This is a genomic window from Curtobacterium sp. VKM Ac-2852 (genome assembly GCF_013205045.1).
GTDB classification, from domain to species: Bacteria; Actinomycetota; Actinomycetes; order Actinomycetales; family Microbacteriaceae; genus Curtobacterium; species Curtobacterium flaccumfaciens.
Window position 1 is genome coordinate 135,015 of sequence record NZ_JABMLI010000001.1, and the last position, 21,808, is coordinate 156,822.

Genomic DNA, 21,808 nt, shown 5'->3' on the forward strand with positions numbered 1-21,808 from the left:
CGCCAGCGAGGCCCGTCGATTCACGGGTTTCGTCAATGCCATCCATCGGGCAGCCCCGGATTTCCGGGCAGGTGCGTCGCACTTCCGGGGTACAGCGTCAGGATCGGGGTACTCGTTTTCCGGATCGCCGCGATCGGGGGACGAGATGGTGCGGACACCTGCCTGGAGGCGCGACTCGCTAGCGTCGGCACGTGACCTCCGACAAGCCCCGCGTCGACGACCGCGCCCCGGCCACCTGGCGCAGCCGTCGGTTCGCGTCGGGGCTGGCGATCGCCTACGGCGTCGCCCTGGCGCTCGTCGGGTTCTGGGGCTCCCCCGTCGACGCCGCAGGAGGCCCGTGGCTCACCCGCGCGCTCGCAGCGGCGCACCGTCACGGCCTGCCGGAGCGCATCGACTACGCCGCCGTCGAGTCCCTTGCGAACGTGGTCTACTTCGTACCGCTCGGCCTGCTCGTGGTGCTGCTCGCCGGTGCGCGGTGGTGGTGGGCCGCCATCGCCGCAGGGCTCGTCGTCAGCACGTGCATCGAGACCGGCCAGGCGCTGTTCCTGCCCGCCCGCACCGCGACCATCGACGACGTCGTCGCCAACGGCGTGGGGGCGGTCCTGGGGGCTGTGGTGGGCGTACTGCTGCTCAGCCGGGCGGCTCGGCGGCGAGCGTGACTACCGTTCACGGCATGAGCACACAGACGGACCCGTTGGAGCAACACGTCGCCGTGTTCGGAGGGAGCGGCAGCGGGAAGACCGTGCTGCTGTCGTCGTTCTACGGCGGCGCTCAGGAACCGAGCTTCCGCCGAGCGAAGGGGTACGCCGTCCGGGCCGTGGACAAGGCGCAGGGCCGGAAGCTGCACCAGAACTACCTCGGCATGCGGGATTCTGCGTCAGCCCCGACGGCGAACCGCTTCGCGTCGACGGAGTACGCGTTCACGATCGAACCGACGGTTGACACCACGTCGAAGTCGAAGGCCCGGGGAAAGCCGAAGGCCGCGAAGACACTCCGGGTCGTCTGGCACGACTACCCCGGAGAGTGGTTCGAGCAGGACCCGAGCTCAGCAGAGGAGGCGGAGCGGCGGGTCGAGACGTTCCGTTCGTTGCTCAGCGCCGACGTGGCGATCCTGATGGTGGACGGACAGCGTCTGGCGGAGCACTCAGGTGAAGAGGAACGGTACCTGAAGGCGTTGCTGACGGACTTCCACACCGGGCTGTCCGAGCTCCGCGACGACGTGCTGAACAGCGGCCGACGGCTCGCTCGCTTCCCGCGCATCTGGGCGCTCGGCCTGTCGAAGGCCGACCTGCTTCCGGACGTCGACGTCGAGCGGTTCCGGGAACTCGTGCTCGGTAAGGCCGGTGAGGAGCTCGGGGAGCTCGAGACCGTCCTGAAGAGCTACGTGCAGGACCCGGACGCGCTCGACGTCGGCGAGGACTTCCTCCTGCTGTCCTCGGCGCGCTTCGAGCCGGGCAGGATCGACGTCGGCACCCGCACCGGCATCGACCTGCTCATGCCGATCACGGCCATGTTGCCGTTCGAGCGCTTCGCCAAGTGGGCCACGAACAAGCAGCGCGCAGCAGTGGCGGCCGAACAGCTCCTCAGGTTCGCTGGGCCGCTCCTGGGCTTCCTGGGGAGCAAGCGCCTGAAGCTGCCGACGCCGGTCGGTGCGCTCGTCGGCCTCATCGCCGGCGAGGCGGGCGTCCGCGGGGCGAACTACGCCGCCAAGCGCGTCGGCAAGCTGAAGAAGGCGGCGACCGCTGAGGCGGACTTCGTCACCACGGTGCTCGAGCGGTTCGCCAACGACCTCGATCGAGGTGTCGAGCAACGGATCCTTCGCCGAGGCGACGCATGATCTGGGCCACGCGTGGCCGGACGTGGGGTTTCCGATTCCTGATGCAGGACGGAAGCGGAATTGATCCGCTCCGCGCCTACGACGAGGCGTTCGACGGAGTCGGTGATGCGACCGCGGTCCTCCGACACAAGGACGGGTGCGCAGCGCTGCGGTTCGACGACCCCGAGGGTCGGCGTGACCGTGCAGGTCGGCCGATCCCCCACGAGTTCGTGCTCTTCCCGCCGCTGAGCGAGCGCATCCGTTCGATGGACGCTGCTGTGACAGAAGTCTGGCCGCTGGTTCGTGACCGGTACGCCGCCGTGTGGGACCAGCCGACCCCACCCGATTCCTGACGTCGTCCCGGGCGGACGGACCCCGAGCACGACGAAGCCCCCGGAGCAGTTGCTCCGGGGGCTTCGTTCAGTGCGTTGAGACTCAGACGGACTCGCGCTGGCGGCGGACCGAGCCGCGGACCAGCAGGAGGCCACCACCGAGGACGACTGCGCCGCCGGCGACCCAGAGGGCCAGGGCGGAGACGGTCGAACCCGTGAAGGCCAGCGTGCCGTCGGTGCCGTTGCCAGCACCAGCGGCGGGAACCGCAGCAGCGTCAGCCGGGGCGACGGTGAAGGCCGCGAAGCCGACGACGCCCGAGGTGGCACCGGTGGCCGTCAGGTTGTAGGTGCCCGAGGCGCCCTGGGGGAACGTGACCTTGACGACGAGCGAGCCGTCCGAAGCGGCCGTGTAGGTCTTCGAGACGGTGGTGGTCGGCAGCGCGCCGAGCGTGACCGCACCGGCACCGGTGACCTGGACGTTGACGGTCTCGTTGTCCTGGAAGGCACCCGGCGTGAAGCTCACGGCCGCGGTGCCACCGGCGACGGCGGTGCCGGAGACGGAGACGTCGGAGTCAGGCGTGTAGCCGGCGGCGTTGGCGACGGCCGGAGTGGCGAGCAGTGCGGCGCCAGCCAGCACCACCGCTGCGATGAGCTTCTTCATGAATGGTTCCCCTAAAGATCTGAAAATCCAGACCCTGACACCCAGAGCCCGCTGTTCGCCGGTGGTTGACCCCAGCCACAGAAATGGCGGTTGTTATGGCGAAGTTGTCTCAATCTAGCGGACTTTCCCAGCTTGGTACCAGATCACGTGGATTTCGGTCATTGGTCGACGTGTGTTCATCCGCGTTCACTGCCCGCCGCACGGCCCAAGCGTCGGTCGATCGAGGCCTTAGGTGCCAGAAACCCCAGGTGAGAGGCCCTCACGGTGCGCGCTAGAGCACGCTGTGCGTCAGATCAAGGACCTTTGGACCCGGACAGGTTGGTCTTCTGTCCCTCGGAGTGGGGGCACTCCGCGGTTCGCTTTCCGGAGCTTCCGATGTCAGCCAGCGGCGAGCGGCTGCTCGCAGTCGAACGTGAGGGGCTTCGTCTCGGCCTGCCGGACACCGGGAGTCGAGTTCGCCTGCACCGCTGCCTTCGCGTACTTCGCCTCGCCGAGGAAGGCAACGCGGTAGGTCAGGCTCTCGCCGGGGGCGAGCAGGGTCTGCAGCTGGGCCACGGGATGCCCACCGTCGGTCGCCGTCTGCACGGCGGTCGTCTTGCCGTCCTTCGTGGCACCGAGGAAGATCGCGTCCTCGGGCGCGTACGCGGCGAGAAGGGTCTTGATCTTGCCGGGCTCGACGCCGAAGTCCCCACCGCCGGTGACGTACTCGGGGAGACTGGTCGCCGCATCGGCTGGTGCCGTGTTCTTGATGGTGATCTGGACGACGGACGTCGGACGCCGGTCCTTCCGGCACACCGAACTGCCGACGGAGACGCTCTTGTCGAGGTAGTAGTCCATCTTCGAGCCGGTGCCGTCGTTCAGGTAGACGGCGAACTGGCTCGAGTCGGCGGTCGCCGTCGGCAACTCGCCGGCAACCGGTGTCCCGCTGATGCGGCGCTGCTCGGCCTTGTCCGCGCTCCAGAGCCGCAGGCGGCCCTCATCAGCGCTCTGGGTCAGCGCAGACACGAAGGCCTTCGTGTCGAACCCGCCCGAAGAAACCTTGGCGAAGACCGCGCTGGCGGCGGATGCGAAGAACGCGTCCTGCACGGCCGGGTCTGGGTACTTGGCGTACACATCGCTCAGCAGCAACTGGACCGCGTTGTCCGCGGTCAGGGTGTCGCCGGTCGGAAGCTGCACGGGGCCGGTCGCCCTGAGCAGGTAGCTCAGCGTCACGGGATCGATGGCGAGTACGCCGTCGACCTGCTGCGCGAACCGCTGCTTCCACATCTCCCGCGCGAGCTTCGCCGACACGTCGAAGCGCGGCGTGAGCGTGACGTCAAGCATGTACTCGCCGGTGATGTCTCCGTAGAGCCCACGCGTGTCGTCGGTCAGCGGGAGTACCGGCTTGTCGTAGGGTCCGAAGGACGACCCGGACGCTTGGCTCCCCAAGTTGATCGCACCGTCCTTCACCTGCAGGAGCGCCACTGCCCCGGGGATGCCGCCGCCCGCGCGCAACTCGGCGTTGTTCTGGAACAGCAGCAGGTAGTTCCGGTCCCCGTCATGGCCGAGCATGGCCGGCGCGAGCTGCACGATGCGGTTCGCTGCGACCGCCTGCTCGGACGCTGACGACAGGGCGTTCCGCAGCTGCCCCACCGCCGTGGTGACGGGCGACAGCGTTCCACTGGTGTCGATCCGCGCCGCGTCGGTGCGTGCCTGCTGGAGCGTCTTCGTGGCCTCGGCGACCGCCGGCTGCGCGTCCTCGATCGGCTGGAGGTCGATCCTGCCGTTCTTCGGCGCGAACGAGTCCGACCCGAGCCCTCCGATGACGCGGGCAACCGGACTGACGGCGCCGCTGGCCACGTCGTCGACAATCACCGACACGTCACGCACGGCCCGCAGGTTCGTCCCGAAGAACGGCACGGACTGCGCCGCACCCCAGACGGGGTCACCGGTCAGCGATCGCGCCGACGCTGCTTCGTCCTCGAGGTGGCGCGCCGTCTTCTGGGCGGCGGCGGTGTCGCCGCCGGTCAGCTGGGACCGAAGCGTGTCGACGTCCCCGACGGCGCGCTCCAGGTGCCCCTTGGCGAGCATGCCGCGGACACCGACCCAGGCGACGGCGAGGATCAGCAGCAGGACAAGGGCGAGGACGACCCACAGGACGATCCGGGCCCTGGACCCCCGGCGTACTGCAGTGCGTCGCGACTCGGGCGCGTCGGACATGTGGCGATCCTACGGTTCCGCGCGTCCGACAACCGTCACTGACGGACGGAATCCGCGTGTTCGCGGTACCAGTCGATGGTGCTGCGAAGCCCGTCCTCGAGACCGATCTGCGCCGTCCATCCAGCGTCTGCCAGCTTCGACACGTCGAGCAGCTTCTGCGGAGTACCGTCCGGCTTGGTGGTGTCCCAGACTGTCTCGCCCTCGAACCCGACGATCTTGCCGATGGTCTCCGCGATCTCCTTGATCGTGACGTCCGATCCGGTACCGACGTTGACCTGGTCAGGACCGTCGTAGTGCTCCATGAGGTGGAACACTGCTGCCGCCATGTCGTCGACGTGCAGGAACTCACGACGGGGAGACCCGGTCCCCCAGTTCTCGACGGTCGACGCACCGCTGCGAGCGGCTTCGTCGTACCGACGGATGAGTGCCGGCAGGACGTGGGAGCCGGTCGGCGAGAAGTTGTCGCCCGGGCCGTAGAGGTTGGTCGGCATGGCCGAGATCCACGGACGGCCGAACTGCCGACGGACGGCCTGCACCTGCAGGATGCCGGCGATCTTCGCGATGGCGTACGCGTCGTTCGTCGGTTCGAGATGCCCCGTGAGCAGCGCGTCCTCATGGATCGGCTGCTCGGCCATCTTCGGGTAGATGCAGGACGAGCCGAGGAACACGAGCCGTTCGACGCCGTGCTCAACCGCGGCATCCATCACGTTGACCTGGATCTGCAGGTTCTCGCTCAGGAAGTCGTGCGGATAGGTGTTGTTCGCCATGATCCCGCCGACCTTGGCAGCGGCGAGCACGACGTGCTTCGGCTGCTGGTCCGCGAAGAAGGCGAAGACTGCGCCGCGGTCCTTGAGGTCGAGCTCGGACGAGGTGCGCCCGACCACGTCCGTGAAACCCTCCGACTCGAGCTTGCGCCAGACCGCCGAGCCCACCAGACCACGGTGTCCCGCGACGTAGACGCGATCAGCCCGGTTGATCGGACCGGCGGTGAAGTCGGTCGTGGCCATCAGGAACCCCAGCTCTCGAGTCGGACGGTGTCGATCCACGGACGGCCCTCGTGCTCGAGCGCTGAGATGTCGGCGTCGACCATGATCCTCGCCAGCTCGGCGGTGTCGACGGTCGCCTCCCAACCGAGCTTCTCCTTCGCCTTCGAGGCGTCGCCGACGAGGGCGTCCACCTCGCTCGGTCGCAGGTACCGTTCGTCGAACCGAACGTGGTCCTCCCAGTTCAGCCCGGCGTGCGAGAACGCGGTGGTGAGGAAGTCCTTGACCGTGAAGTCGCCACCGGTCGCCAGGACGAAGTCGTCCGGCTCGTCGACCTGCAGCATCCGCCACATGCCCTCGACGTACTCGGCGGCGTACCCCCAGTCGCGGACGGAGTCGAGGTTTCCGAGGTACACGTGGTCCTCGACGCCGGCCTTGATCCGAGCAACCGCACGGGTGATCTTCCGGGTGACGAACGTCTCACCGCGACGCGGAGACTCGTGGTTGAACAGAATGCCGTTCACCGCGAACATGCCGTAGGCCTCGCGGTAGTTCCGGGTCACCCAGTAGCTGTAGACCTTCGCTGCGCCGTACGGGGAACGCGGCCAGAACGGCGTCTCTTCGTTCTGCGGCGGCGGGGTGGCGCCGAACATCTCGGAAGAGGACGCCTGGTAAAAGCGCGTGTGGATGCCGGACACCCGGACCGCCTCGAGCATGCGCATGGTGCCGACGCCTGTCACGTCTCCGGTGTGCTCCGGCTCGTCGAACGACACCCGCACGTGCGACTGCGCCGCGAGGTTGTAGACCTCGTCGGGCTTCAGCTCGCTGAGCAGGCTGACGAGCCGCGCACCGTCTCCCAGGTCTCCGTAGTGCAGGAACAGCTTCGCGTCGGGGTTGTGCGGGTCCACGTACAGGTGGTCGATACGCGAGGTGTTGAACGTGGAGGCACGACGGATGAGTCCGTGCACCTCGTACCCCTTCCGGAGCAGCAGCTCGGCCAGGTACGAGCCGTCCTGTCCGGTGATACCCGTGATGAGCGCGCGCTTGGTCAATCGTTCCCCGATCCCGTGGATGTGTCCGTCGGACGCCCCTGCGCCAACCCTTGCAGCAGTTGAGCATATGTGTCGAATGATGCGCGGCTCGACAATCGCTCGTCTCGAAAACGCCGACCTGCTTGGCCCAATTCCGCAGAGCGAACGCTGTCCCCGCCGAGCATCTCCGCTGCTGAAAGGAGGGCCTGAGGATCACCTGCAGGCACAGAAGTTCCACCTCCGGACAGGAGGATCTCGCTCTCGGTGACGCTGCCAGGGTCAGTAGCAGCAATCACCGGAAGGCCGGTACTGAAGTACGACGTGAGTTTGCTGGGCACTGCCATACCCGCTACACCGGGCTTTTCGTTCACGAGGAGGACATCGGCCGCAGCCAGCGCACGGCGGAAGGCGTTGTCCGAAAGCGATGGAAGCATCCGTAACGCCTCGACGCCCTTCGCCGCTTGCTCAAGCACCGTGCGCTGGTTCCCGTCGCCCAGCAGAACGAAGCGAACACGACTGCCTTGCCCAGAGGCCAGCCGCGCAGCCTCCACAACGTTCTCAAGCCCCTGCTTGACGCCCATGTTCCCCGCGTGGAGGACGATGATGTCGTCGTCGGCCCACCCGAAATCGCTGCGCGCCGACGCACGGTCGACGATCTCGATCTCCTCGAGGTGTGACCAGTTCCGGACCACGGTGACCTTGCTGGGCGGGACGTTCATCCGCTCCACCACCGTGTCTCGGAATCGCTCGTGGATGACGACGACGCCGTCGGCCCGTCGAAGGAGCCATCCTTCGAGCCGCGCGACCGCTCGCGCCATCAAACCAGGACGCTCACCGAGTTCGTCGAGGCCTAGCGAATACAGGTCTTGAACCCAGACGACCACTGGCGCCCGGGTGGACAGTCGCGAGCGGACGAAGCTGATCGCGCTCGACAACAAAGCCGGCGACACAAGGACCACCACATCGGGTCGGCCGAAGCGGGTCGCACTCGAGACGATCCCGAACGAGATCTCGGAGAGCGCCCGAGCGAGTCCCCCGGGCTTCGATGGCAAGCGGTGCCGAAAACGCTCGATGCGAACGCCCGCCCGCTTCTCACGTGTGTGTCGCTCTGGGTCTCCGTCGAACCGCCACTGCGGGTAATGGGCGTGCGCGGTGAGCACCCGTGCGCGTCCTCCGCGACGCACCAGGTCCTCTGTGAGGCCAGTCGAGTACGGCGCGATACCCGTGGTCTCCGGGGCGAAGTTGATGCCGATCAGCAGAACCGACAGGGGACTCGTCACCGGGTGAACATAACAGTCGTACGGCTTCAGGCTCGCATGGGAAGCGCGATGTCCGAATCGAGAGATGCTCTAGGACGCGTGCTGCATCCGGCTACCCTGTGCCTTGTCGATTCGAGAGAAGGTTCGCAATGGCGCGAGTCGTGATCATGCAGCCGTACGTCCCGTCGTACCGGGTTCCGCTCTTCGCCGAACTCGCAACGCGCCTTCGGAAGCAGGGACACGAGTTGGTCATCGCAAGCGGTGAACCCACTGGCTCGCAGGCAGACCGGCATGACAGCGCATCACTGGAGGGCGTTCGAGAACGTTTCGTCCGCACAAGCTCCCTGAAGATTGGGCCGGTTCACTTCCGCTTCGGGTGGGGACGGAGCGCTTGGCGCGACGCGGACGTCATCGTTGCGGAGCTGGCAGCCGGGTCTCTCACGACGTACGGGGCGCTGATGCAACGGCGCCGACCCGTCGCGGTGTGGGGGCACGTTGACTCCTTCGTCCAACCGGACACGGCACTCGGCCGGGCACTTCGGCGATGGCAGGCGCGCTCGTCGTCCCGCGTGCTCGCATACACCACGCGGGGGGCGACGCTCGCTCGCCGATGGGGGGTCCCGGCAGACAGGGTGACCAATCTCCAGAACACTGTCGACACTGCCGATCTGAGTCATGCGATGGAGCAGCGACGCTCGATCGACCCGCAGGCGATTCGCGAGCGTCTCGGGCTGGATGGTGGGCCCGTGTTCGCGATGATCGGAGGCATAGACGAGAGCAAGCGTGTCGATCTCGTTGTCGCAGCGCTTGATGTCCTTTGGCAGACGCATCCGTCAGTCCAGTTGGTGGTGGGCGGCCGGGGTGGGCTCGAGCCGGAGTTCAAGCGCTCGCGCGACCGCGGCCAGGTCCGGATGCTCGGGTATGTCGAGGCCGCGACGAAGGCGGACATCGCGCGAGTTGCCGTCGCCCTCCTCAACCCTGGCCGGGTCGGTCTGGTGGCCGTCGAGAGCATGGCGTTGGCGCTCCCGATCATCACGACGCGAGGGACTCGGCACGGACCGGAGTTCGACTATCTCGAGCCGGGGACGGACTGCCTGGTGTGTGCACCGGAACCGACTGCGCTCGCGGAAGCCATGACGTCGCTCGCTGACCACCCGGAGGCCGCAAATCGGCTCGCCTCCGCGGTCGCGGCCAAGGGTCCGGCGTTCGCCCTGGGAGGCATGGTGGACCGGTACGCCGATGCGATCGATTCACTGCTGCAAAGCATCAAGACGAGATCTGGTCACCCTAAGATGTGATGAGACGAGGTCGCTCCTCGCAGGCAGAGGGAAATCCGGGACTCATGGCAGGGGACGTCGTGCGCGTCATCAAGCTCAAGGCTGCGCCAGGAGAGCGAAGCACGTGGGGCCGTTCGAAGCTAGCGGTCTACGCGTGGGGGGTCGCGGAACTGCTCTTCGTGACCAATCCCTGGCAGATCTCGTCGAAACTCCGAGTGAGGGTTCTCCGGGCCTTCGGGGCCGAGATCGGCGACGGAGTGATCTTCCGACCCAGGACCCGAGTGCGCTTCCCTTGGAAGCTCCACATCGGTGCCGACAGTTGGATCGGGGAAGGTGTCTGGTTCCACAACCAGGACCACATCCACATCGGCAACGACGTAGTGATATCGCAAGAGACGTTCCTCACGACCGGGAGTCACGCGCATCGGCGCGACATGAGTTTGATCACCAGACCCATCGTCATCGAGCCCGGGGTCTGGGTGACTTCGCGTTGCATGGTCGTCGGCGGCGCAGTCATCGGCACCTCGAGCCTCATCAAACCGATGAGCCTCGTCGAGGGACACCTCCCTGCCAACTCGATTGCAGAAGGGCGACCAGCTCAGATTGTCGGTGTTCGCTTCACCGAAGGGGCGCAAGAAGGGTGAGAGTCCTCATCTCGGTGACCTACATCTCGGAAGACGGCGCGTTCGGCGGGCCGGTGAGCGTCGCCCTCAGCCAGGCAGCTGGTCTCGCAGAAGCCGGTCATGAGGTGACCGTCCTCGCCGGTTGGGACGGAATTGCGCGACCAAGAGCACCCGGATTCGAGCTCGTTCTCCTCAAGTCGAAGCCCTTCGCCGGCATGGGATTCGTAGCGACGAGCACCCGATCGCTCGGCAGTTGGCTGCGGAGGAATCTGCGGAGATTCGACGTCGTCCACGTGCACAGCGGTCGTCATCTTTTCGACCTCGCGGTCGCCACGGCCGCACGCCGCATGGGACGTCCTTACGTGGTTCAACCACACGGGATGATCGTCCCCTCTTCTCGGCCCGCGATCTTGATCCTGGACTCTCTCGCGGTGCGTCCGATGCTTCGCCATGCGTCCTCGGTCCTGGCACTGACAGATGCTGAGGAGCGAAGCCTTCGACGGCTCGAACCAAGAGCTTCGGTAAGGCGGATCAGGAACGGGATCCGACCCGTTCAGGCGGCGACGTCCCCACGGCGCGCCGAGGTGCTCTTCCTCGCCCGTCTCCATCCACGCAAGCAAGTCCTCGTCTTCGCCGAGATGGCACGCCTCCTCAGTCAAAGGAACCGTACTGTCCAGTTCGCAGTGGTGGGTCCGGACGAGGGCGACCTCACCGCCCTTCGGTCCTTCATGAGCGCGAACCCTGACCTGCCTCTTCGGTACGAGGGCGCGATCCAGCCTGGCGACGCTCCGGCGCGGCTGGCGCAGGCGCTGGTGTTCGTCCTGCCGAGCCGCGGAGAAGTCTTCCCGGTCACGGTGCTTGAAGCGCTTTCCGTCGGGACCGCGACGGTCATCACGGATGACTGCGGAATCGCTCAAGAGCTTGCGGACCACAAAGCGGCGCTCGTGTCTGAGGGTTCGCCCGAGGATCTCGCTCAGCGGGTCGAATCTCTCCTTCTCAACCCGTCCCTGCTCGAGTCTACGACTGCAGCGGGGCGAGCCTCGGTCAGAACCCTCTACGGGATTGAAGCGGTCGTGAACTCACTCCTGCCCTTCTACGAGGACGCGGTCGGCGCTCGCGGCATCCTGTGGATGACGAACACAGCGGCACCGTACCGCATCCCGGTCTGGGAGAGCCTCGCCCGCAGGTTCCCCGTTGAGGTGATGCTTCTCGAACCTGACCAACGATTGGCGAGAGACAACAACAACCGCGGACCGGAGTGGGAGGCGCGCTCGCGAACCAATCTTGCTTTCGGACTCTCCTGGCTCAAAACAGCGGTGCTGAAGCGCGGCGAAGCGCGTTACTACTTCGGCTGGCTTCGGCACGCTCATCTGCGAAACAAGCGGGCTGTCGTCTTGGGAGGGTGGGAATCGCCCGTCTACTGGCTGGCATTGGTCAGAGCCAAGAGAGCGCGCGTTCGAACGGTCGGGTTCTACGAGTCACACCTTGGCTCGCAAGGGAACACTCGCGGACCGATCTCCTGGTTGCGGCGTCGGTACTTCGCGACGCTCGATGCGGTCGTCACGCCAGGTCCCGCCGCAACTGAGGCCGTGCTGCAGATGGGTGTGCCCAGGAGCCGAATCCACGAGGGGTTCAACGCCGTGGATGTCACAAGCATCCGTGAAGTCGTTCAATCGACACGTCCCGTCCAGCACGGTGACCACCGCCTCCGGATCATCTACGTGGGACAGCTGATACCTCGGAAGAACGTTGGAGCCCTCATCGGCGCGCTCACGGCTTTGCCAAACGCTTCACTCACGATCGTGGGCGTGGGGCCGCTCCGTGCTCAGCTCGAGCAGCAAGTCATCGCGACGCTGTCTGACCCGGATCAGGTGACCTTCGTGGGATACGTCCCCGGACAAGATGTCGCAAAGCTGATGCTGCAGCACGATGTTCTCGTGCTTCCGTCGCTTTCGGAAGTTTGGGGGCTCGTGGTGAACGAAGCGCTTGCGTGCGGGCTCCACGTAGTCGTCAGCACGAGGGCGGGAGTGACTCGCTCGGTTGAGAAGCATGCCGGAGTCGTTGTCTCGGACCCTGACACTTCGTCCTTGCTGTCGGCACTGCAGAGTCTTCCGGATCCAGTGGTTCGGATACTGAACCCAGAGATCCTCCAGCAAACGCCGGCCCGATTCTCCGATGTCTTCGAGAGGGCGATCATGTCGGAGAAGGAATTGTGAAGCGGTCGCCACTGGACGGGTACCTGTCGTCATCAGATAACCGGACCTGGCGCCCCGGAGCACTGCCTCAACCACTTCTGGGGACCATCGTCTTCGCGATCCTCGCCTTGATCGTTCCCTTGTTCGTCGTCGCGACGACTCCGAACAACGGCTACGACGCATGGGCCGGTTGCCTCGCGATAGCGGTCCTCGCAGCGGCGCGGTTCGCTTGGGCCGTCTCCGCTCGTGAGTCCCACATCGTCGACATGGTGGTGTCCGTATTCGTTTACGGATTCCTCGGAATTGCTCCGATGGTCCAGCTCCGACAGCGCGCGGAGATCTCTACTACGCCTGGATTCATCGAACAGTATGCGTGGCAATCAGTCGCCATCGTGTTCATCGGGTACGGCGCGCTGCTACTTGGTGCGTTCTTCGGCAAGCGATCGTCGCCGCAAAACCTCCCGGCTTCGGAACCTGCTGCTGTGACGCTTCGGAACTCCCGGGTCGTACTGACGACCCTCCTGGCATTTGGAATCACGGCGTACTACGTCTACTCGCTCGGACCCGAGGCGCTGTTCCACACCAGGAGCGTGATCGACGCCGAGCGTGCAGCTACTTGGAGCAATCCGACGACTGCTGCACTGGTGACCGGGTTCTCAAACATGGGCCTGCTCGTCGCTGCCGTGGCACAGATACTGCTGTTCCGTCAGCGGCGCGCTTCTGGTGGGCCAGCTCCGTTGGTGCTGATGGTCGCCACCCTCGTCACGCTATTGGTCGTCGTCAACCCTGTCTCCAGCCCCCGTTACACGGTCGGCACGGTGTACGTGGCCCTATTGGCGGCTTGTGGGGCTTGGTCTTCGCTCAGGAAGTACCGAACGGTCTCGGTCTCGTTGATGACCGCCCTCTTCTTTCTCTTCCCGATCGCGTCGACCTTCCGGAACTCGATCGACGCGAAAGTCCAGTTCAAGGGCCCACTCGAATCGCTCGTGAGCGGCGACTTCGACAGCTTTTATCAGATCAACAACGCCGCCTATTTCATCGCGAGCCGAGGGATCACTTGGGGAGACCAGCTACTCGGCGTGGTCCTCTTCTGGGTCCCGCGGGACATCTGGCCTGGGAAGGCGGTCGACACCGGAATCCTTTTGGCAGAATTTCGCGGCTATTCGTTCACGAACCTCTCCGCTCCGCTCTGGGCCGAGTTGATGATCAACGGGAGCTGGCCGCTCCTCGTGCTGGGGATGGTGCTCATCGGGTTCATGGTTCGTCGATGGGACAGCAAGCTCGCGTTGCACATCGCTTGGGCCGGTACCCCTGGGCTCGTCGGCTGCATCGTTCCGGTCTACCTGCTTATCGTGCTGAGAGGCTCGCTTTTGCAGTCGATGGCGTCCCTATCGGTCATCCTGCTGTTGGCGTGGTTCCTGTCTGCCGGCTCAGCTCGCGTCAAATCGAGTCGCAGGTAGCCGGCACTCGAGCCTCGTCACCACGAACAAGTGACGACGCAACCTGGGTTCATACTTGTTTGTGTGACGCGAGGCGCGAAAGACGATCCTCAAAAAGTTCGATCAATCGCCTCTTGAACCGTCCCGGTCCGGCGCCGTAGAACTCTCCGGTGGACCCAGACTGGCCGACGATCCTTGGACGAACGGGAAACCGCTCGAGACGGATCTGCTTCAACGCCGCCGAGCGGGCGAGTGAAGCCGCGACGGCGTGCTCGAGGTAGACGCCCGCAGGCTCGTCGATCATGGTCGTCTCTGCGAGGATCACGTCGAGCCACTCTTGAGCACGTCCGGTCATCAGTCGGGTGTCAACGAACGACCGGTCTGCAGTCGTCCGAACTCGCACGACGGGCCCGAGCACGGGCAGCAGAACTTGCGATGGGTTCTCCAACACGAGGCGGCCCGTCATCTTGTGAATGGTCGCGTCCCTGCCAGAGGACCGGATGATTCCCTCGACGGCGAAGCGGATGGCATCGGCCTCGACGCGTCCCTTGCCCTTGTCCGCTTCAGAAGTCGTCGGGTCGAATCGCACCACCCGAGTCAATGCCCGATCCCTGTCAGTGAGGAGTTCGGTGAGGTCAGCTGTAGCTTCACCACTCGTTTCGACGACCACAAGATCGACTCGTTCGTCGAGCTGGGACCGGATTGCGCTGATCGCCTGTCGGTACTGGAGCAGCCGCACCGCGGGATCAGCCTGCGCGACGAACAGATTGGTGTTCGGCCGAACCGTCGCGGTCAGCAAGACCGTTTCGCGAGTCATGGCTTCCTCCGAGTGGAACGAGCAAGGCTGATGGTCCCGCCGAGGAGCGAGACGAGGATGAAGAGCTGGGCGATCAACGCCGCGTGAGCTGCGCCGAGCGCGCCCGCGGAGCCTCCGAGCACCAGCACCAATGCGAGCTGACCGACTGCCGCAAGGACCATCACGATCGCGACGTAGCGGTCCCGTCGGAACGATTGGAGTACCACGACTAGCGGCTGACAGATGATGGACGGGATAACGACCAAGGCGAGGACCTGAAGCGTCGCTGCTGAGCCTTCGTAAGAGTCGCCAAGGAGTATCCCGACGACGAAGGGCGCTGCGAAGTACACCGCAATCGAGACGGCAATCGCCGCGAGTGGCATCCAGATAGCTCGTCGCAGCTCTGACCATGCACCCCGAAGGCTCGTGCTCCGAGCGGCGTACGGTGCCAACGCAGAAGAGAACGCCGCTGCTAGGAGCGACATGGGTTGTGTCCAGCGATTGACAGCGCCGTAGACTCCCGCCGCCGCGGGTCCTCCCACGGCCGAGAGCAGTGTGAGGTCCAGCGCCTGGGAACTGTTGGCCACGACGGTGAGCCCGAAGTAATGGGCACCGGACCAAGGGTTGGTCAGCCTCGGACGCCGCCGCAGATTGCGCGGGCTCATCGACCAACCCACCACCGCAGCACCGACCGACCCCGCCGACAACGCGATCCACAAGGCCGTCGGTGCGGAAACGTCGGCGGCCAACATCACGAAGAAGAGGACCGACGCGAACACCCTGTCGGCCAGGATGACGAGTGCGACCAATTCGCCCCGCGCAGCACTTCTGAGCGGAACTTGGTACGCCTGATTCGCCACCAATGCAACCGTGATCGGACCGGCCAGCCACAACGCAGAGCCCGGAAGCAGGATCGCAACGCCAGCACCCCACAGCAGCGCCGCGCAGACGGTGATCGCGAGCTTTGAGAACAACCGATCGACGAAGGCCTGGTCTGCGAGGGCGCGCCGGGCAAGTTCTCGAGTCCAGTGGTTGTTCGTCCCGAAATCAACGAAACCGGCAGCAGCGGTACCGAGCGCGATCGCTGAGACCGTCGAACCGAACTCCGATGGAGAAACCTCCCTCGCTGCAACGAGGTAGAGCAACGCCACAAGCACTTGTGCCGCCCCGGTTGCGGCCGCCAGGAAGAGCGCCTGATGGGACATGGGGCGCTCTTGCGACATCTGGTCCCTCATGGAAGCAGAGCCGATGTGAACGCCTCGCTACTTGCCTTCAGCACTGCAGGCGGCCTGGGCGACGACTCGGCCCGGTGCAGTGCCTCTGCCAGCGCCCTGGTGTCGAGTTCCACCCACTCTCCGAGAGCCGGGTATGCGGCGAGATCGTTCTTGAGGCTCTTCGCGCCGGCAGCGACGATCCTGGTCCCGATCGCGGCAGCTTTGCCCAGCAACCCACTCGGCCCCTCGTTCGAGTGGGCAAGGACGACGCAGTCAACACAGGCAACTGCTGAGTCGAGCTCCACGTCGCTCAGTAATCGGTCAACGACGACGACGCGTCCCTCTGTCTCGAGAGTCGCGAGTCGGTGCCGGACTTCGAGCGGGATGTCCTGATCAAGCTTCCCGGCCACGAGCAGCCCGACATTCGTGTCGAGTCCGACGATGGCGTCGAGGATCAGCTCAAGGTTCTTCCGAGCCGAGATGGCCCCGAGCACCGCAAACCAGTATCGGTCGGCCGTGATGCGGTGAGTAGAACGGAAAGCTTCGACGGCAGTCGGCGTTGCCAAGGTGCGGATCGGGTCCACAGCGATCCCGAACGCTGATTCCCCAGCCCACGTCGGTGACTTCAGAACCCGCAGACGGACTCTCCGCATTGCCGCGACCCGCCGGAACGCCATCGTCCGGAGCGCGGTCTTCAGCCGGGTGATCAAAACATTCCTCGCAGGCTGAGCGGTCTCACGCATCACCAGAACGCTCAATTCGCCGCTCCCCTCCCACCTGCGACGGAGCGCGAGACTGATTGCGGTTCGGTCTCCGTCGGGAACGATGACGTAGTCCGAATGCATCACACGCGAGGCGCGGACGAGATCGTCGAGTCCGCTGGCCGGTCGACGTCTGACAGCAATCCCCTTCTGAAGCCCGCTGAGGTGAAGACGTTCTTCCTCGACTTCTGGATGCTCACCAAGAAGAAGAGTGACATCGTCGCCTCGTTGCCGCGCGGCCTCCGCGATGAGCCGGGCATAGAAGAGCCTGTGACCTGTCGGGTTCGGCTCGATGACCACCGTGCGACGAATTCCCGGCATCACGGTAGCCATTGCATCCTCACCACTTTCCCTTTTCGTACGAGAACCGCTAGTCATCGCGCCGCACCTGGCGCGATCAGTAGGCACCGCGCGAAGCGACGACGGCTTTGGCTGTCCGCCAGAGGACCACGAGATCGCCCGTGATCGACCAGTTCTCCACGTAGTAGAGATCGAGCCGCACGGAATCCTCCCACGACAGGTCGGACCGACCGCTCACCTGCCACAGCCCCGTCATCCCCGGCTTCACCAGGAACCGACGGTGGACATGTGTGTCGTAGCGAGCGACCTCACGCGCCAACGGCGGTCGGGGCCCGACCAGAGACATGCTGCCGGCCAGGACGTTGAACAGCTGCGGCACTTCGTCGAGGCTGTAGCGGCGCATGAACCCGCCGACCCGGGTGACCCGGGGGTCGTTCCGCATCTTGAACAGGACGTCGTTGCCCTCGGCCCGGTCGAGCGCACTGAGCTCCTGCAGGCGTTCCTCGGCGTCGACGACCATCGAGCGGAACTTGATCATCCGGAAGGTGCTGCCGTTCAGCCCGACGCGCTCCTGCCGGAAGAAGACCGGACCGGTCGAGGTGGTCTTCACCAGCACGGCCAGCACGAGGAGCAGCGGCGACAGGACGACGACGAGCAGCCCCGCGCCGAGCAGGTCGAAGGCGCGCTTCGTGTAGAGCTTGCGGCCCGAGTACGTCGGCGTCTCGACGTGGATGAGCGGCAGTCCCTGCACCGGTCGGGTGTGGATGCGCGGGCCACCGATGTCGGTCAGGCTCGGCGCGACCACCAGGTGCTGCCGACCCGGCTCGAGCGACCAGCTGAGTTCCCGGACGCGCTCCGGCGGCAGGTCGTCAGAGCTGGTGATCACGACAGTGTCGGCACCGGTCTCGCGCAGCGCGGACCCGACGTCGTCGAAGCCGCCGTGGCTCTGGATGGTCGACCCGGCCAGCAGGCCGCGGTGGTTCGTCGACACCACGGCGCCGACCACGCGGTAGCCGGCTTCGGGGGAACGCGCGAGTTCGCGGCCGATGTGCAGCACGCTGGTCGGGGATCCGACGAGCAGCACCGTCGCCGAGTAGGCGCCCTGCTGACGCTGGGCGACGAGCCACTGGCGCCAGATCCACCGGGACAGCAGGAGGACGAGGATCCCGATCGGGAACGCGATGAGCACATAGCCGCGGGCCAGGTCGACGTGCAGCAGGAACGCCGCGATCGCGAGCAGGCCGAACACGCGGACGCTGGAGTCCGCGACCAGGCGGTACTCGGTGCTGCCGACGCCGATCACCCGCGCGCCGCGGGTGTCGTACAGGGCGAGTGCGCTCATCCACACGACGATCACCACGATGGAGATCGCGGAGTAGCTCAGTCGCAGGTCGGCGGTGTTCGTGGCCAGGTTCGACTCGAGTCCGAGCCAGGCGATCTGCACGCCGAAGACGACCCAGATCAGGGCCAGCAGGTCGGTGAAGAGCACACGGCGTGAGTACGTGCGGCTCCACTCGTCGGTGGCTCCGAGGGCGCGCGGTGCGCGGAGCGCGTCCGCCGTCACGAGGACGACCCGGTCACCACGTCGCCCCACCGTCCGACGAGACCCGGACGGTCGTGCCGTCCCACAGCCACACGTCCTGGCCGGCACGGTCGATGGTGACGGTGTTGTCCGTGTCCGCGCCGTCAGCGCAACCGACCGGCGTGACGGGGGTGCTCGGCGTCACCCCGGCGGCGGGCATCGTCACGAGCTGCACGCCGTCGCACGACGCGACCCCCACGCGGGCCAGCGTGTAGTCGCTGCCGTCGACGGCGATCGAGCGCACGCCGCCCATCGGCACGTCGACCCAGGCTTCCTCACCGGTGCGCCACTCGAGTTGGCCGTCGCAGATGACGACCGCGGTCTGCTGCCCCTGGAACGCCTCGATCGGGTCGGCGCACGGCGCCTGGACGGTCCCCTTCGAGAGCACCACGCCGTCGGCACTGATGCCGGCACCGGCTGCGCCGGGTGCCCCGGCTTGCCACGTCACGCCGGCGTCGGCGCTGGTCCGCGCCGTCGTTCTGCAGTCGTCGCCGACGCCTGCCAGGATCGAGAGCTCCGCACTGGAGGCCCGGATCGCCATGAGCGATCCGACATCCGTCCCGAGTCCCACCGGGACCCACCTCGCCCCGCCGTCCACGGAGTGTTCCAGCACCGGCCGCGGGCCGCCGCACGACCCACCGGACGCGCGCCACGCCTCCTGGCCGTCGACCGCTGCCAACAGGCGGCGACCCTGCTGCTTGGTCGACGCGGCGTCTGCGTCGGCAGACGCGCTCGGCTTCGGTGTCTCGCTCGAATCCGGTGCCTGCGAGAAGGTCGGGATCGGACCTGCCGGTCCGTTCTGTTCGGGCGCGGTGCGGCCCAGGGCGAGCGCGACGAGCACCACGTCGACGACGATCAGCGCCACCACCACGACGGCCACCAGGATGAACGTGGTCCGGGGCAGTGCGCGGCCGAGGCTTCGGGTCCCCCGGCGATTCTTCATCTGATCGGCCCCGTTCAGCGTCCGGCGCGGCGGAGCACGCCCAGCTTCTTGCCTGCACGCTTCGGCGGGTGCGTCGACGTGGTCACGGTGTTGTCGTCCTCGTCGTGGCCGTAGCTGTAGCCGTAGCCGTAGCGGCCGTGGCCGTAGGCGCCTGGGCCCTTCAGCGGCATCTTCGTCAGGACGAAGCCGGAGACCGGGGCACCGACGTTCTCGAGGGTGGCGACGGCCGCGGCGAGCTGGCCCTTCAGCGTCTGCCCCGAGGCGACCGCGACGATCGCGCCGGAGGCCTTCTTGGCCAGGATCGCCGCGTCGGTGACGGGCAGCAGCGGCGGGGCGTCGAACAGGACGTAGTCGAACTGCTGCTCGAGCAGGTCGATCAGGTCCTGCATCGCACGCGAGCCGAGCAGCTCGGACGGGTTCGGCGGGATCTGACCGGCGGGCAGGACGACGAGCTTGCCGCGTCCCCACGGGTGCGCGACGTCCTCCAGGTCGGCGCGGCCGATCAGCACGTCGGTCAGACCGGCGTTGCTCTCGACGTCCATGTACTCGGCGACGCGGGGGCGGCGCAGGTCGGCGTCGATCAGGATGACGCGGAACCCGGCGCTGTCCAGGGCGATCGCCAGGTTCGCGACGGTGGTGCTCTTGCCCTCGGACTGCATCGACGACGTCATGACGAACGTGCGGGCACCGGTGCCGATGTCCAGGAACTGCAGGTTCGTGCGGAGCGTGCGGAACGACTCGGCGCGGGGGCTGCGCGGGTCCACCTGCACGATGAGCGGACGCTCGGCGGCCTTGGCGTCGAAGGCGATCCCGCCGACGACCGGCTTGTCGCTGATCTTCTCGACGTCGAGCTCGGTGCGGATCCGGTTGTCCAGGGTCTGGCGCAGGACGGCGATGCCGATGCCCAGGGCGAGCCCGACGAGCAGCCCGAGCGCGACGTTGACGGGGACGTTCGGGCTGACCGGCGTGCTCGGCACGTCGGCCTGCTTCACGCGGGTGAGCTTCACCGTGCTCTTGCCGCTCGCGTCCGTGGCCTCGATGTCCTGCACGACGTTCGTCAGGCTCTGCGAGGTCGCGTTCGCGATGTTCGCGGCCTGCACCGGATCGGTGCCCTCGACCGAGATGGCGATGAGGGTGGTGCTCGTCGGCGCCGTCGCCGACACCATGGTCGCGAGCTGGTCCGCGTTCATGTCGAGCTTGAGCGACGAGATGACCGGCAGCAGCACGATCGGTGTCGACACCAGGTTCGAGTACGTCAGCACCCGCTGCTGGGTGAACGTGTTGCCCTGGGCCAGGTCACTGGCGCTGCCGGACGTCTCCGTGGAGACGAAGACCTGCGCCGATGCCGAGTAGACCGGCTTCTTCAGCAGGGAGAACCCTGCGGCTGCCGCCACTCCCACCAGGGCGAGTACGACGATCAGCACCCATCCCTTGCGGAGCACCGTGATGTAGTCGCGGAGTTCCACGCCTTTGCCTTCCCCGATCATGGCCGTCCCCGTGGTCCCGACACAGGCACGCCGGGGTACTCCCAGCGCACGGCATACAAATAGTGCCACAGGAACGAGCGCTGCTCGGGGGAAGTCGCCATCCGGCGCGCGGTGTCCTCTACGGTGGCCCCATGCGCTCCGAGCCGGCACAGACCACCACCGAGCCCAGCGTGCGGCGACAGCGCGACCTCATCGTCATCCTGGTCGCACTCGGCGTCGCCGTGATCCTGACCCGGATCGTCGGACAGGTCACCCGGACTGGGGGCATCCCCTCGCCGGTCCTGCAGGTGCTCGCCGCGGACGCCGCCGTGTGGGTGCCGCTCGTCGTCGCGGCCGCCGTGGTGCTCCGTCGAACCCCGCGTTCGGCGATGGTGTCGCGGCTGCGGCTCGACCTGGGGATCGTGGTCTTCGCGATCGGCATCGTGATCGTGTGCCGCGCGGTGGACGTGTTCCTGTCGATCGCGTTCACGGGGTCGACCGGGCTGGTCCCGGCACCGACGCTCGGCACGCCCGACGTCGGGCTGCTGCTCGTGTCGGCGATCGGCATCGTCATCGTCAGCCCGGTGCTCGAAGAAGTGGTGTTCCGCGGGCTGTTCCAGCGCCGGCTCGCCGCTGAGCTCACGCCCCGCACGCGGTTCCTCGCGGTGCTGGTCACGGCGCTCCTGTTCGCGCTGCTGCACCTGCTGCTCGGTGCGGGTGGCACGTCGCTCGGCGGGTTCCAGGTGTTCGTGACGACATTCCTGCTCGGCCTGCTCACCGGCACGCTCGTCGCGATGACCGACCGCATCGGCGGCGCGATCCTGGCGCACGTGCTGTTCAACGCGGTCGCGGTCGTCGCCACCTGGCCACGCTGAGCGGCCAGGGCCGCGTCCCCAGATGGGGTCAGGGTCGGTCGCTCAGCAGCCCGGAC

The 21,808-nt window shown here is 66.5% G+C and carries 19 protein-coding genes; 8 read left to right on the forward strand and 11 right to left on the reverse strand.

Annotated features, from left to right (window positions below; genetic code table 11):
* Nucleotides 1-191: 191 nt before the first annotated feature.
* Genes HQQ79_RS19055 through HQQ79_RS00695 form a run of 3 tightly spaced genes read left to right on the forward strand, consistent with a single transcriptional unit; the run spans nt 192 to nt 2,169 of the window.
* The gene (locus HQQ79_RS19055; RefSeq protein ID WP_173032166.1) at nt 192-659 is read left to right on the forward strand and encodes a VanZ family protein; all 468 of its coding nucleotides are present in this window, start codon (nt 192-194) and stop codon (nt 657-659) included.
* A 14-nt stretch (nt 660-673) separates the two neighbouring features.
* Nucleotides 674-1,837, forward strand: coding sequence for an ATP/GTP-binding protein (locus tag HQQ79_RS00690; RefSeq protein WP_173032167.1), 1,164 nt, complete (start codon nt 674-676; stop codon nt 1,835-1,837).
* A 41-nt stretch (nt 1,838-1,878) separates the two neighbouring features.
* A complete protein-coding gene (locus tag HQQ79_RS00695) occupies nt 1,879-2,169 on the forward strand; it encodes a hypothetical protein (RefSeq protein WP_254066043.1) in 291 nt (96 codons plus the stop codon).
* Nucleotides 2,170-2,251: 82 nt separating this feature from the next.
* On the opposite strand, the gene HQQ79_RS00700 is transcribed toward HQQ79_RS00695, so the two are convergent.
* From HQQ79_RS00700 to HQQ79_RS00720, 5 genes are all read right to left on the reverse strand, one after another.
* Nucleotides 2,252-2,809, reverse strand: coding sequence for a hypothetical protein (locus HQQ79_RS00700; protein ID WP_111056811.1), 558 nt, complete (start codon nt 2,807-2,809; stop codon nt 2,252-2,254).
* A 378-nt stretch (nt 2,810-3,187) separates the two neighbouring features.
* The gene (locus tag HQQ79_RS00705) at nt 3,188-5,008 is read right to left on the reverse strand and encodes a DUF4012 domain-containing protein (RefSeq protein WP_173032169.1); all 1,821 of its coding nucleotides are present in this window, start codon (nt 5,006-5,008) and stop codon (nt 3,188-3,190) included.
* Between the two features lie 35 nt (nt 5,009-5,043).
* Nucleotides 5,044-6,015 (reverse strand): GDP-L-fucose synthase, encoded by a 972-nt coding sequence (locus HQQ79_RS00710; protein ID WP_111056809.1) that lies wholly within the window; start codon nt 6,013-6,015, stop codon nt 5,044-5,046.
* Entirely contained in the window at nt 6,015-7,043 is a 1,029-nt protein-coding gene (gene gmd / locus HQQ79_RS00715; protein WP_173032170.1) for a GDP-mannose 4,6-dehydratase, read from the reverse strand. Before gmd ends, HQQ79_RS00710 begins: the two co-directional genes overlap by 1 nt.
* Nucleotides 7,040-8,302: a glycosyltransferase family 4 protein gene (locus HQQ79_RS00720; protein WP_173032171.1), complete on the reverse strand. Its 1,263-nt coding sequence runs from the start codon at nt 8,300-8,302 to the stop codon at nt 7,040-7,042. Before HQQ79_RS00720 ends, gmd begins: the two co-directional genes overlap by 4 nt.
* A gap of 146 nt (nt 8,303-8,448) precedes the next feature.
* Between HQQ79_RS00720 and HQQ79_RS18855 the strand changes: the two genes are divergently transcribed.
* From HQQ79_RS18855 to HQQ79_RS00740, 4 genes are read left to right on the forward strand one after another with little or no spacing between them, the layout of a single operon-like run.
* Nucleotides 8,449-9,579: a glycosyltransferase family 4 protein gene (locus HQQ79_RS18855; protein ID WP_301952539.1), complete on the forward strand. Its 1,131-nt coding sequence runs from the start codon at nt 8,449-8,451 to the stop codon at nt 9,577-9,579.
* A 59-nt stretch (nt 9,580-9,638) separates the two neighbouring features.
* Nucleotides 9,639-10,202, forward strand: a complete 564-nt coding sequence (locus HQQ79_RS00730) for an acetyltransferase (protein WP_309148137.1) — start codon at nt 9,639-9,641, stop codon at nt 10,200-10,202.
* A 14-nt stretch (nt 10,203-10,216) separates the two neighbouring features.
* Complete coding sequence (locus tag HQQ79_RS19060) at nt 10,217-12,397, forward strand: glycosyltransferase (protein ID WP_173032173.1); 2,181 nt, start codon at nt 10,217-10,219, stop codon at nt 12,395-12,397.
* A complete protein-coding gene (locus HQQ79_RS00740; RefSeq protein ID WP_173032174.1) occupies nt 12,394-13,836 on the forward strand; it encodes a hypothetical protein in 1,443 nt (480 codons plus the stop codon). Before HQQ79_RS19060 ends, HQQ79_RS00740 begins: the two co-directional genes overlap by 4 nt.
* A gap of 49 nt (nt 13,837-13,885) precedes the next feature.
* Here the strand turns inward: HQQ79_RS00740 and HQQ79_RS00745 are convergent, their stop codons facing one another.
* The 6 genes from HQQ79_RS00745 to HQQ79_RS00770 all read right to left on the reverse strand — a co-directional run bounded on the left by HQQ79_RS00745 (nt 13,886) and on the right by HQQ79_RS00770 (nt 20,877).
* The gene (locus HQQ79_RS00745; protein WP_111056803.1) at nt 13,886-14,632 is read right to left on the reverse strand and encodes a hypothetical protein; all 747 of its coding nucleotides are present in this window, start codon (nt 14,630-14,632) and stop codon (nt 13,886-13,888) included.
* Nucleotides 14,629-15,816 carry a lipopolysaccharide biosynthesis protein gene (locus HQQ79_RS00750; RefSeq protein ID WP_173032175.1) on the reverse strand — a complete coding sequence of 396 codons (1,188 nt, stop codon included), beginning with the start codon at nt 15,814-15,816 and terminating at the stop codon, nt 14,629-14,631. Before HQQ79_RS00750 ends, HQQ79_RS00745 begins: the two co-directional genes overlap by 4 nt.
* Before the next feature lie 26 nt (nt 15,817-15,842).
* On the reverse strand, nt 15,843-16,919 hold the full coding sequence (locus HQQ79_RS00755) for a hypothetical protein (protein WP_173032176.1): 1,077 nt from the start codon (nt 16,917-16,919) through the stop codon (nt 15,843-15,845).
* A gap of 64 nt (nt 16,920-16,983) precedes the next feature.
* The gene (locus HQQ79_RS00760; RefSeq protein WP_173032177.1) at nt 16,984-18,480 is read right to left on the reverse strand and encodes a sugar transferase; all 1,497 of its coding nucleotides are present in this window, start codon (nt 18,478-18,480) and stop codon (nt 16,984-16,986) included.
* Nucleotides 18,464-19,411 (reverse strand): hypothetical protein, encoded by a 948-nt coding sequence (locus HQQ79_RS00765; protein ID WP_173032178.1) that lies wholly within the window; start codon nt 19,409-19,411, stop codon nt 18,464-18,466. Before HQQ79_RS00765 ends, HQQ79_RS00760 begins: the two co-directional genes overlap by 17 nt.
* Nucleotides 19,412-19,425: 14 nt before the next feature.
* Entirely contained in the window at nt 19,426-20,877 is a 1,452-nt protein-coding gene (locus HQQ79_RS00770; RefSeq protein ID WP_111056798.1) for a polysaccharide biosynthesis tyrosine autokinase, read from the reverse strand.
* Nucleotides 20,878-21,029: 152 nt separating this feature from the next.
* On the opposite strand from HQQ79_RS00770, the gene HQQ79_RS00775 reads away from it, so the two are divergent.
* On the forward strand, nt 21,030-21,752 hold the full coding sequence (locus tag HQQ79_RS00775; RefSeq protein ID WP_173032179.1) for a CPBP family glutamic-type intramembrane protease: 723 nt from the start codon (nt 21,030-21,032) through the stop codon (nt 21,750-21,752).
* Nucleotides 21,753-21,808: the final 56 nt, after the last annotated feature.